The sequence below is a fragment of the Mucilaginibacter sp. OAE612 genome (assembly GCF_041806395.1).
Lineage (GTDB): Bacteria > Bacteroidota > Bacteroidia > Sphingobacteriales > Sphingobacteriaceae > Mucilaginibacter > Mucilaginibacter rubeus.
Map to the genome: position 1 here is coordinate 3943229 of NZ_JBGMUW010000001.1, position 12624 is coordinate 3955852.

At 45.1% G+C, this 12624-nt stretch carries 10 protein-coding genes; 3 read left to right on the forward strand and 7 right to left on the reverse strand.

The window, feature by feature from the left end; genetic code table 11:
* Nucleotides 1–10: 10 nt before the first annotated feature.
* From ABID99_RS16340 to ABID99_RS16365, 6 genes are all read right to left on the reverse strand, one after another.
* Entirely contained in the window at nt 11–3100 is a 3090-nt protein-coding gene (locus tag ABID99_RS16340; RefSeq protein ID WP_373614375.1) for a SusC/RagA family TonB-linked outer membrane protein, read from the reverse strand.
* A complete protein-coding gene (locus ABID99_RS16345; RefSeq protein WP_373614376.1) occupies nt 3097–3273 on the reverse strand; it encodes a hypothetical protein in 177 nt (58 codons plus the stop codon). Before ABID99_RS16345 ends, ABID99_RS16340 begins: the two co-directional genes overlap by 4 nt.
* A gap of 193 nt (nt 3274–3466) precedes the next feature.
* A complete protein-coding gene (locus tag ABID99_RS16350; protein WP_090523928.1) occupies nt 3467–4609 on the reverse strand; it encodes a formylglycine-generating enzyme family protein in 1143 nt (380 codons plus the stop codon).
* Nucleotides 4609–5574, reverse strand: coding sequence for a sterol desaturase family protein (locus tag ABID99_RS16355; RefSeq protein WP_090523924.1), 966 nt, complete (start codon nt 5572–5574; stop codon nt 4609–4611). The genes ABID99_RS16350 and ABID99_RS16355 overlap by 1 nt, the downstream gene beginning before the upstream one ends.
* Nucleotides 5567–5764 (reverse strand): hypothetical protein, encoded by a 198-nt coding sequence (locus ABID99_RS16360; RefSeq protein WP_090523922.1) that lies wholly within the window; start codon nt 5762–5764, stop codon nt 5567–5569. The genes ABID99_RS16355 and ABID99_RS16360 overlap by 8 nt, the downstream gene beginning before the upstream one ends.
* The gene (locus ABID99_RS16365; RefSeq protein WP_175489886.1) at nt 5761–5937 is read right to left on the reverse strand and encodes a hypothetical protein; all 177 of its coding nucleotides are present in this window, start codon (nt 5935–5937) and stop codon (nt 5761–5763) included. The genes ABID99_RS16360 and ABID99_RS16365 overlap by 4 nt, the downstream gene beginning before the upstream one ends.
* 517 nt (nt 5938–6454) lie before the next feature.
* Between ABID99_RS16365 and ABID99_RS16370 the strand changes: the two genes are divergently transcribed.
* Both ABID99_RS16370 and ABID99_RS16375 read left to right on the forward strand, forming a co-directional pair.
* Nucleotides 6455–7282 (forward strand): SDR family NAD(P)-dependent oxidoreductase, encoded by an 828-nt coding sequence (locus ABID99_RS16370; protein WP_373614377.1) that lies wholly within the window; start codon nt 6455–6457, stop codon nt 7280–7282.
* 62 nt (nt 7283–7344) lie between these two features.
* A complete protein-coding gene (locus ABID99_RS16375) occupies nt 7345–8262 on the forward strand; it encodes a helix-turn-helix domain-containing protein (protein WP_373615910.1) in 918 nt (305 codons plus the stop codon).
* 134 nt (nt 8263–8396) lie between these two features.
* Here ABID99_RS16375 and ABID99_RS16380 read toward each other — a convergent pair whose 3' ends face one another.
* On the reverse strand, nt 8397–10562 hold the full coding sequence (locus ABID99_RS16380) for a TIM-barrel domain-containing protein (RefSeq protein WP_373614378.1): 2166 nt from the start codon (nt 10560–10562) through the stop codon (nt 8397–8399).
* A gap of 390 nt (nt 10563–10952) precedes the next feature.
* On the opposite strand from ABID99_RS16380, the gene ABID99_RS16385 reads away from it, so the two are divergent.
* Complete coding sequence (locus ABID99_RS16385) at nt 10953–12587, forward strand: DUF6377 domain-containing protein (RefSeq protein ID WP_373614379.1); 1635 nt, start codon at nt 10953–10955, stop codon at nt 12585–12587.
* Nucleotides 12588–12624: the final 37 nt, after the last annotated feature.

Here is a 12624-nt window from a genome sequence, read left to right on the forward strand (position 1 = left end):
GGTTTAGCCGTTACAGGGTAAGCCCTATGCCAACTATTACAGATTTATTGTTCGGGTAAGCACCGTTATCAACTCCTGATGTAATGGCCGATTGCTCGTTGCTGCTTACTTCAGGGTCGTAACCGGTATATTTGGTCCAGGTTGCCAGGTTTTGAGCACTCATGTAGATCCTGACTTTCTTGATAGGCGACCTGGAAAGTACCGACTGCGGAAAAGTGTAACCAAAACCAAGGCTTTTAAGGCGCAGGTATGAGCCATTCTCCACAAATCTATCCGATATAGTTGGCGCAGGGTCCTGGTATGCGCTGTGAACATCGGTATTGGTGTTGATTGGTGTCCAGCGGTTTAGCAAGGTAGTTGTAGCATTGGTATAGCCTGTTCCTAATTCCAAAACACCTCTTTGCTGATTGTAGATCTTATTACCGTAAGATCCCTGTAAAAACACACTCAAGTCAAAGCCTTTATAGGCAAAAGTGTTAGTGATACCTCCGGTAAATTTAGGCTGCGAGTTGCCAAGAATTACCCGGTCGCCGCTTTGTGTTATTTTACCATCGCCATTAATATCCTGGTAGTTTTGACCGCCCGGTGAAGTATTAGCCGCCGGGGTAAGTACCGGCCCGCCAGCCTGGATAAGGCCATTGGTTTTGTAACCGATAAATGAACCTATAGGTTCGCCAACTTTGATGATGGACGGCAGCGACGAATCGGGGATAAACTGATTAACACCGTTGCCGCCAAGGCTTAATACCTTATTGCGGTTAAGTGCAAACACCAGGTTGGTGTTCCATACAAAACTGCCAACAAGATTGCGCGAGTTTATGCCGATCTCAAAACCTTTATTCTGTACCGAACCTACGTTTTCATACTGCTGCGGGTTGGTAATAGCCGTATTGGTAATGATAGTTAAACCGCTTGTTGCCGGTAAAGGCAGATACAGTAATAAATTAGTGGTTTTCTTGTAATACACGTCGGCCGTTACAGTAACCCTGTCTTTAAACAAGCCCAGGTCGAAGCCAAAATCGTACTGGCTTGTTTTTTCCCAGGTTAGGTTCGGATTATACAAACTATTTGGCGCGAAACCTGCAACCGTAGCGTTACCAAAATTATAGCGATAGTAACCCAACTGCGAGTACGACTGGTAAGCCGGGATATCGCTGTTACCTGTTTGTCCCGCACTCAACCTCAGTTTCAACTGGCTGATGGCAGTTACATTTTTCAGAAAATCTTCGCTGGATGCATTCCAGGCTATGGCTGCCGACGGGAAAGATGCCCACTGATGCCCTGGCGCGAATTTTGACGAGCCATCGGCACGCAGGGTTAAGGTTAACAGGTATTTGCTGTTAAAACCATAATTGATCCTGCCCAGATAGGATTTTAAGGCCCAGGTATTTGATGATGAGGATGGCGCTATCGCGAAACCACTTCCTGAAACGTTGGTTACACTACCCGAACCGAGGTTATTGAAAGTATCATAATCGCTCACAAAGCCCGATGAACCTGTTATGGCGCCTTCGGCCTTAAACTGCTGCTGGGTAAAACCTGCTAATACATTTAACGAGTGTTTGCCAAACTTTTTGTTATAGGTAAGCGTGTTCTCATTAAGCCAGTTAAACGAGTTTAGTGTACCAACTTCGCCAAGGCCTGAATAGCCCGAACCCTCATAAACGGTAGCAGGCAGGTAACGGTTTTGCTTATTGTCGATAATATCCACACCGGCCAATACCCTTGCAGTAAGGTTTTCGGTGATCTTATAATCGCCGGCTATATTACCTAAAATGCGGCTCGTGGTAGTGGTATTGGTTTGATTATATAGTGTATTGATCGGGTTTCCGTAAGTGCCTTCAAATACGTTTTTGATAAAGAATGAACCATCGCTATTGTAAACAGGCGTAGTTGGCGTCATCAGCAAAATAGCAGGTACCACACCCTGCGGTGCAATTTGTGCAGTAGTACGGCTGCCCGTGATATATGATGAAATCTTAAACCTGTCGTTATAATCGTGCTCTACATTCACCCGACCGGCGTAACGCTCAAAGTTGGTGTTTTGTAAAATACCATCCTGTTTAAAGTAATTGCCGGAAAATGCAAGCCTTGTACGCTCGGTACCAGAAAATATTGAAAGACTATGATTTTGTGAAGTCCCCTTACGGAAGGCAGCGGCCTGCCAGTCGGTATTGGCATTGTAAGGATTAAGCTGAGCCTCTGTTTGAGCGGTTTTACCCGTGTTTACCAAAGCATCGTTACGCAATGCTTCCCATTGCGGGGTGTTAAGCAGCGACAAGGTTTTAATTACCTCCTGCTTGCCGTAGCTACCGTCGTAATTGATAGATGATACACCGGCTTTTCCTTTTTTGGTTGTGATGATAATTACACCGTTTGCCCCGCGTGTACCATAAATAGCCGTGGCTGAAGCGTCTTTTAAAACCTCGATACTTTCAATATCCGAAGTATTGATAGACGCCAATGGGTTGATCTTAGGACCGTTGGTTACACCTGCATCGGTAAGCGAGTTGCTGTTAGAAGTAGGGAAACCATCAATAATATATAATGGTTCGGCAACGGCATTGATAGAGTTTACACCGCGGATCTGTACAGTTACGCCCGCTCCCGGCTGCCCGGTAGCCTGAGTAACCTGGATGCCCGAAACAGAGCCCTGCAAAGCCCTGTCGAGCGAAGGGACCGGCTGCTTCAAAGCAAGCGCAGGTACCGACGCTACCGAACCGGTGATATCCTTACGTTTTTGGGAACCGTAACCCACCACAACCACCTGGTTTAGCTGGGTTTGGGCATCTTTAAGCTTAATTTCAACCGGGCTGCCATCAGCAATAAATTCTTTCCTTTCGTAGCCGGTAAAGGTGATAATAAGTTTATATGGAAATTTCTGGCCGGTTATAAAGCTGAATTTACCTTCGATATCGGTTGAAACTACGTGCGTGGTACCCTGGATCTTGACCACGGCACCGGGTAATGGCTCGCGGGTTGTGCTGTCAATTACACGGCCAACCAGGTGCGAATTGATGGTAGGCTGCGTTTGCTGCGCGATGGTTAACAGCGGAAAAGCGATCAACAACAGAAATGGGATTAATAGCAGTTTTTTCATGTCGACAGGTTTTTAGAAGATGAAAAACCGGACGACTGATCAGTAACCGCATTAAAGGGCCTGTATAATTGCTGCGGATGAAAGACATCCTCAATAATTTGCAGCGTAAAAGATGCCGCGTGCAGCGGAAAAGGCAACGCATAGCCAATCCCTGCATTTGCAATATTTTGCATAGATTTGAATATTAAAATGACTCAATTGAAACAGGCTCAACGCCAATCGATCCCTGTTTCGTTGTTTTAATGACTGAGGGAAAGGCTTTGCTTTTCCCTTATTTGAAGAATGTAATTGTTTACTTTTTCATGTTCCTTTCTGGTTATGCCTGTTGAAGCAGGCCAATCAATCATTTATTTTAGGGGTATTATTTTAATTGCTTACACAACGAAAGCCAAGGTGCTCCATACCACTGTCTTCGGTAGTTTTCATCCGGCGCGACACCCGGTAGCCTGAACAATAACTATCGTTACACAAAAAAGAGCCACCGCGCACTACCCTTTTTATGGCATAAGGCTCATCCGGATCATATGATTTTGAAGCGCCTTTGGGGTTTTTAACTCCCGCCGGGCTGCTTACTATTTTGTAGTAGTTGTTATTGTACAAATCGGCACACCACTCCCATACATTACCGGCCATATCATACAAACCGTAACCATTGGGCGCAAATGAACTAACCGGAGCCAAATAATAGTAATGATCGCGCTGAGTGTTTTTATAGGGGAAACTTCCCTCCCAGGTATTTGCCTTGGGCTGCCCTTCGTTCACTTTTTCATTTCCCCAGGGATAGATCTTATCTTCAAGACCGCCCCTCGCCGCCCGCTCCCATTCTGCTTCGGTTGGTAAACGTTTGCCTGCCCATTTGCTGTAGGCCACAGCATCGTACCATGAAACCTGTACTACCGGATAATTATCTTTACCCTTAATATCGCTACCCGGCCCGTGTGGATGTTTCCAGTTGGCACCTGTCTTCCACGCCCACCATTGGCTGTAATCGTTCAGGTTAACCGGTTTATTTGCCGGCACAAATATCAGCGAGGCCGCGACCAGCAAACTATCAGCAGGCTTTTCGGTACCCGGGGGCATTTGCTTTTTGAGCTCGTTCCAGTCGGGTTTACGCTCGGCTGTAGTGATATAGCCTGTGGCTTTCACAAATTTTTCGAACTGGGCATTGGTAACCTCGGTTTTATCTATCCAAAAACCATCGACACTTACATCGTGTTTGGGGTATTCATCAGGCTCAGCCTGCTGGTTATCGGCCCCCATTCTGAAACTTCCAGCTGGTACCCATGCCATCCCCGCATGGCTGGCATGAGTATTACCGGTATCAGGCAAACTAAGCGCCGCACCGTTTAGTCCTGCTGCCTTAAACCTGTTGGGAATATTTGATTCGCAGCAAAGTTTCTTTTTAGCACCGGGAACCGTGGCAACCGCAATACCCGCCACTGGTTTCGCCGGTTGTTTACATGATGCTAACCATACGGTACTAAAAAGTATAAGTACAATCTTATTCATTATGCTTTTACAGGTTGCAATTGAAATGCTGTGTCAACCTGTTCAGCTTCGGGCTGCACTGCAACATCGGGTCGGTATAAGTGATGAGGTTGCAAAGGCACATCTTCTCTAATCATCGGGCCATCGGCCGCAAGTTCACTTCCGGGTATCTTTGATTTAAATAAAGGCCAGGCCAGTTGTGCATACCATTGGTCACCTTCATAATGCGAAATACCATAAGCTTTAGGATACTGACGCGAGATATGAGCCGTACCGAAAATAATGTCCCACCAAAAGAACATATTACCAAAATTACCTTTATAATAGCCTACCCCGTCATCGGTAGTAGCTGCATGGTGCGCATGATGCGTTGCAGGCGTTGAAATGGTACGTTCAAGGATCCAGGCCAGGGGGTGTAATATTTTATACTGATAAAATGGTTTATCCCAGGGAATACTTGAATGCGCCAGGGTGGTAATAGTACCTTTAATACCTTTCACCACTACAGCCGGGATGCCTAAGCCGAGATAAACCAAAGCTGTTGTTAAATAGGTCTGCGAAAAAAAGATGGTATAAATGATATTTTGCCTGCTGGCCATTGCCATACCCATGTACGATGCCGAGTGGTGTGTACGGTGAAAACGCCATAGCCAGGGCACCTGATGGTGTAAACGATGATACCAGTATTGGGTAAGATCATCGGCTACCGCGATGATGATGAATCCCCAGAAAAACGGAACCCAATCAAAGGTGTTCTTTAATCCTGGTAATACAGCCGGCAGCACTTTTAATCCGTAATAGGCCACCAATGGTTTTACCACCAGTTTAGGGATGGTAAAGCAGGCAATATCAACCCATTTTTCATTTTTGTTCCAGCGCTTTTTATAAAGGCCGAACGAAAATTCCAATACACCGAGTACCAATACCAAAACGGAAAAGCCATAGCCGTTAAGGTTTTCTATTATTTGCTTTATCTGATCAATCATTGTCTGGCGAGTTTGATGTTTTAGTTTTTATGGTGTTTTCCTGTTTATGCTGATGTTGCTTCTTTTCCCATGGGCGCTGACCGGTGATGGCGAAAGTGCCAAACATGAGCGCGATAGGCAGGATATAAAGCAGCAGGCTCAATGAAGCGTTTTTGATAATCTGCTTTTTGGTTGATTGATCCAGTTTCATGAGGGTGTACTGTTTTGAGGTTGAACAATTTGCGCTGTTTTAGTTGCAGGGCCTTTTTCCAATAGCTTACGGCCAAGCCACAGCCCGCCGAAAATGATAACAAAAGGTATGAGGGTTACTATAACGCCTACCAACACCTTTTTCCCAATCAGGGAAACGTCGTTAATGGTCATAATGAACTTATATTAAGTGATTAACAATGCAGGCGTTGCATAGCAATCCGCATAAAGCAGCAATGCCTGGTAAATAATGTAATGAATTGAAAAATTGAGTACCGTGCGATCAACGCACGATTATGGAGGAGGGATTACCCCTTGTACTGATTAGCAGCAACAACAAGAATAACAACAGGAAGTAAAAGCAACAGCGATTAACTGATAATTAGCAAGGCCGTATTTAGGTAAAAGTTCGGGTTGCATGATGGGTGCTTTTAAAGATTTTAATTTGTTGTTATTAATTTTCTGAGGCAAATGTAAAAAAAGATTTGATAAATACTACTAATTCTATAGAAATTATATAATAATAATTTATGGGTAAAAATAAAGATGTCCCGGCGCTTTTTTGAGATACCTCTGGCTACGTCCCGGATTACCTGAACAAATACAGAGATCAGCCTACAAAGAACCGTAATTAGGCTACAAAGCAAAAGGCTTGTTCCCCGAACTTTGCTTTCATCAAATAAAATATAGTATGACACAGCAAACGAATAAAATATGGTTCATCACTGGCGCTTCGCGCGGTCTGGGACGTATATGGACAGAAGCGGCATTGGAGCGCGGGGATCAGGTGGCCGCGACGGCCCGCGAACTGAGCAGCATCGCTGCATTAAAAGAACAATATGGCGATCGGGTATTGACACTGGAACTCGACGTGACTAACCCTGCTCAGGTTAAAGAAGTCGTAAATAAAGCGCATGAGCATTTTGGCCGGTTGGACATCGTGTTGAATAACGCGGGATACCCACTGATCGGGACGATCGAGGACGGCAGTGCCGGCGATATCCGCGCCCTTTACGAAACCAACGTGATAGGCCCTGTTAGTGTTATCCAGGCGGCTTTGCCGCTGCTGCGTGGGCAAGGTTACGGACATATCCTGGGTACTTCCAGTAACCTGGGGCATCTGGCCATGCCGATCCTGGGCTATTACTGCTCATCCAAATGGGCGTTTGAAGCGATCCATGAAAGCCTGGCCCTGGAAGTGGCGCAGTTCGGTATCAAAGTCACCATCATTGAACCGGGCGCATATGCAACAGAATTTGGTAGCGATCAGATCCCGAAGGTTTTCGAAGGAAATCCGGTCTACCACGATTTTAAAGCGAAATTCATGGAGGGACTAAAAGGCATGGAGAGAGGCAACCCGGCCGCTACCTCGCAGGCGCTGTTCAAAGTGGTGGACTCTGAAAACCCGCCGCTACGTTTTAACCTTGGTAGCCATAACCTTACCGGCCTGAAAGCTGCCTATACGGAGCGCATTGCCACCTGGGAAGCCTGGGATGAAGTTTCGCGCTCGGCGCAATGAAATTACAAAATACGGACACCAGCCACTGCAAATTACGGCCTGGTGTCCTTAACTTAGCTATGATGAAAAAGGATGAGAACCCGCCCTTGAAACTGGAGTCGCTGACCGAGGCGCACCGGATGTTCGGCTTGCCGCAGCCTAAACACCCACTGATCAGCCTGATTAACGGCGCACACATCTTGTTGGAAGGCAAATTGCCCACCCGGCATGTGCTGGCCTATTACAAGATCGCTTACAAGCCCAGGCTGGGCGGTAAGTTGAAATATGGCCAGGGTTATTATGATTTTGATAACGGCGGTTTGTTATTCGCCGCACCGGGGCAGATCATCGGCGGTAACGACCTGGAGGGGACGGTATGCTCAGAGTACACCCTGATCATCCACCCGGATTTCTTTTTGGGGTACCCACTGGCCAAAAAGATCAAGCAATATGGCTTCTTTTCCTACAGCACCAACGAAACACTGCATCTCTCGGAAGAAGAAAAAAACACGGTCCTGGCTATCTTTAGCTTTATGGAAAAGGAACTCGACGGCCGGATCGACGACTTCAGCCAGGAGGTGATGATCTCCCAGATTGAACTGCTGCTCAGTTATGCCAACCGTTTTTATAAGCGGCAGTTCCTGACGCGCAAAGCGGCCAGCACCGATATCCTGCAACGGTTGGAGGAAACACTGGACGCGTATTTCAATAATGAACTGACGTTGAGCCGCGGCATTCCTACCGTTGCTTACCTGGCCGAAAAACTGAACCTTTCGCCTAACTACCTGAGTGACATGCTGCGATCACTGACCGGACAAAGCGCCCAGCAGCACATTCATGACCATCTCATTGAAAAAGCGAAGGAAAAATTGTCCACCACCAGCCTGTCGGTCAGCGAGGTGGCCTATGCCTTAGGTTTTGAGCATTCACAGTCGTTCAGTAAGCTATTTAAGACCAGGACGAATCTCTCGCCGCTGGAATTCAGGAAATCTTTTAATTGACAACTTACTGTTATCCGCTATCATTTTAATAATTAAACGTTTGGCAGATAACAGTTGACCCGTTTTTTGCAGCTGCCAGAATTGCCGGTTGTTCCGCAACTTGAACTACCGGGGTTTGCAGTCGCCAGAAACGTTTACATTTGCACAGAAACGCCCTTTTTCAAATTACCTGCGCCAAAATATTCTTTGCCATCTTTAAGAACGACAACTTTTAAATGGGCAACCTCCTTATTAATGGGATAATTGCCCTCCTGGGCAACCACACGCAACATGATTTCGTGGCCGCTTTTTGTTGCCTTGAATTTGATTTTGCTGTACTGCTTTTTCTTAAATTCCCAACCTTCGCCCCTATCCCAGTAAAGTTCGCCCGTAGCGTTGCCTTTTGCATCTGGATTAATATATAGCGTTAAAGTGTTCAACGATTTCTCGCCTGTATTTTGGATAACGTTTCCGGCAGGAATAATAGCACCGCTTTTCAGCAATAATTTAGCCTGATAAGGATCTGATTCTTCGCCATCAACAAGCGTTACCTTCTCCCATTTTCCGGCAGGCAGTTTGATATCTTTAGCAAAAGATGGAACTACCAGAAGGTTGTTGCCTAATAAAAATGACTGCTCTTCACTTCTTAAACTTAAATCTTTCGGATCGGCAAAAAAGGATGGTTGCATTACCGGCAAGCCGGTTTTGTGGGCATTGTAAAACAGCGTATAAAACAATGGCAATAAGCGATACCGACGACTAATTGCGATCTTCGAAGTTGTTTCAACGGCATCGCCAAATGCCCATGGCTCTTTGTTGTTAGTACCCGCGCAGGCGTGCCCCCGGGCAAACGGCAAAAACACACCGAAGCCGAGCCATTTGGCCCACAGATCAGGACTGGTATTACCCAAAAAGCCACCAATATCGGGCCCGCTGAAAGGCTGACCTGACAAACCAAGGGTAAGGGACATCGGTACTGATACTTTCATAAACCGTTCGTCGGCTAAATTATCTCCCGTCCAGGTTGCGGCGAAGCGCTGGCCACCCAGCAAATTGGCTCTTGTTAAAATAAACGGCCGCTTATTTGGATTGGCCTCCATCACGCCCTGCCGGGTAGCCTGAACCATCAACCGCCCATAAGCATTATGGTATAACAAATGCGGCCCGGCGGGGAGTGCATCTCCACCCCTGTGTTGGTTATTATAAGGCATGGTACCTAATCTCTGCTCTTTCGGTAAAGCCTCGTCATTTACCGCCGGCTCGTTCATATCGTTCCATACACCATCAACCCCGGTAGCCATAAATTGATGATACAAATCCGCCCACCATCTACGCGCTGCAGGCATGGTAAAATCAGGGAAAGCACAATCGCCCGGCCAAACTTTGCCGTGATATTCCCTACCGCCAGGGTCTTTAACCCAAATATCGTTAGCTGATCCGGATTGATAAACCGTATATGAACTATCAGCCTTAACACCTGGATCTATCATAAAAACAGAATGAAAACCTTTGGCATGCAGATCATCGTTCAGTTGCTTAGGATTTGGAAAATTATTTTTATTGAAGGTAAAAACACGGAAACCTTCCATGTAATCAATATCCATCCAAATGGCATCGCAAGGTATTTGCTTTTCCCTGAAGGTGTTGGCTATTTCCCTCACACGTTGCTCTGAAACGTATGAAAAACGGCACTGCTGATAACCTAAAGCCCACCTTGGCGGCATTTCTATAGTGCCGGTCATTTCGGCCAGCCCCTTAACCACCTCTTGCGGTGATTGACGATCGATCACAAAGACACGAAATAACGGACCTTCGGTATTGTAGGTTATTTCTTTCGAATCCGTTTTCAGCTCCGCTTTCCAATAGCTATCAAAAAGAATTCCGAAAGCGGTGCCGTCTTTCCGTACACCCATTACCCAGGGATGGGTTTGATAAAGGCGTTTTCCATTATCTGTGCCATAAGCACCGTTATCGGTATTCCAAAGTTTTATAGTTTGGCCGTTCCTTAATAGCGGGCCAGTGACTTCTCCACCGCCATATAGGCTAATGTCGCCCTCCAAATGAACAACAGCGCTTGCCTTCCCCTCATTCAAATTAAACTCAGGAAAAATACGCCATCCTGCCGGAACAGCTCTTTTAATAGAAGGTTCCCTTTGGAGCATCAGAGATGGAACTTTAGATTGATCGAAACCTTCAGGAACAAATTCGACAATGGATTTGCCGATGAGGCCCGATTGCCGGATAGGGATATTTTTTGCATTGCCCCAAGAAAAGACCAGCAGAAAAAAGAGAATCAGATAATACCTGATAGATGTTGTCATATAAAGTTTTAGTTGATGAATTTTAATCCTGAACATTACAGGATCAAAGTAAAACATGAAGGCAGCACCGTGAGCAACAAGTTGTTTCTACAGGTCAAAAAATCCAGCAATATATTTAATTAACAATTTGATATTCAGCCATTTAAACAGAATCCACATAAAAAAAATCTCATAAAAACCGCGCAACCAGCCAATGCATAGCTTAAAAAACCGCGTTTTTCGAGCGAATATCCCTTTCCTTAAAACAGAGCTTGTAAATTTTAGATGTAATTTTATCCCCGTTTGCATAAAGCATCCCTCTTTTGTTTTCAAAATTGGTTTTTGCCGCCTTAGTATATTATCATGCAAACACAACATCTGCCGAAATCATTCAAATTTATATAGTTGAAAATGAAGAAAAATTTACTGCTTGTTATTACCTCATTATCCCTGGTAGTTCGCTGCTATTCGCAGGAACTGAGATCTGATAAAATATTAGCTGTTCTGAAATCTGAACTCGAAAAAGAGAACTCGTACGATCTTAAAAAAGAAGACCGCATAAAACAGCTCCGCATTCAGCTTAACCTCAGCGACAAAAAGAACTTTAATGCCCAATACGCCCTTTGCAGCCAGATTTTTGATGAATACCATTCCTTTAAGTTTGATTCGGCATTTATGTACGCGAGGAAGATGATCACCCTTTCAGAAAAGTTTAACAATACCAACAAACTAATCAGGAGCCAGGTACAGCTCGGCAGCACGTTGCTTAACTCCGGTTTTTATAAAGAGGCTTTTGATGCTGTTGAGGCCATTAATATTCATGGCTTATCCGATTCGTTAAAAGCAGATTATTTTAACCTCCGCGCAAGGCTAAACGCGGGGATTGGTGATTATGATGATGACGCTTATTTTTCGAAGATCTATCGTCAGCGATCTGACGAAGATTTTAAAAATGCCGAGGTCGCAACGCCATCAAATGAGTTTGAAAAAACCATTAACATGGCATTTCAACCCGACTCGATCAGGGACAAAAAACTAACCCCCGATTTTTACTATAACTTTATCATTAGTAAGGACTTGCCCGAACACAAAGTGGCTATGGTTGCCACCAGGCTCAGTTTTGCCTACACCGGCGATAACCGGATCTTGTTCCTGGCACTTGCCGCGATAAACGATATTCGATCGTCAACCAAAGAAACACTGGCGATATTTCTGCTGGGGCAGGAACTGTTTAAGCGGAGCAAAACCGAAGACGCATATATTATGATGCAGCATGCTGTAAAAAATGCAAAGTTTTACGGAGCCCGGAGCCGGGAGGTGCAGATAGAATCCATATTACCACTTGTTGCCGGTAAGGTTATCGACCAGAAACAACACGAAAGGGATAAATTACTGATAGGCTTCCTGATATTTTTGATTGTTGCTGTAGTACTTTTCTTTTTACTGGTGATTTACCGGAAGCAGATTGAACGCATTAAAAATAACGAGCGTGTAATTAAGGAAATTAACAGCGACCTAAAAAGCATTAACGGCAAGCTTTGGGAATCATCAAGAATTAAAGAAGAATTTATTGGCTTGTTTTTTAAAACCTGTTCATCTTATATCGAAACACTTGATAAAGTTAAACGCCGTACGCAGCATAATATTAAGCTTGGCAAATACAATGAAGCCAACGCGGTGCTTGACAAAGTACAGGTAGACAAAGAAAAAGATCAATTGTATGACACTCTGGATACCATGTTTTTAACGCTCTTCCCCAATTTTATAACATCTTTCAATGCCCTGTTAAAAACCGAAGACCAGATCTGGCCTAAAAGCGGTGAAATGCTGAATGCCACCCTCCGGATCTTTGCTTTGGTGCGCCTGGGGGTAAGCGAATTAGAAACTATTGCCCAAATACTTGATTATAGCGTAAGCACGGTGTACACCTACAAAAACCGGGTAAAAGTGAAGGCAATGGTACCTGCCGAGGATTTTGAGCGAAAAATAATGGAGATCAAATTTATAGATGATCTGCAACCTGTCGGTGCATCGTTATTGACCTAAGGTGCCAAAGCAAACAGCCACCGGATCCTGAAATATC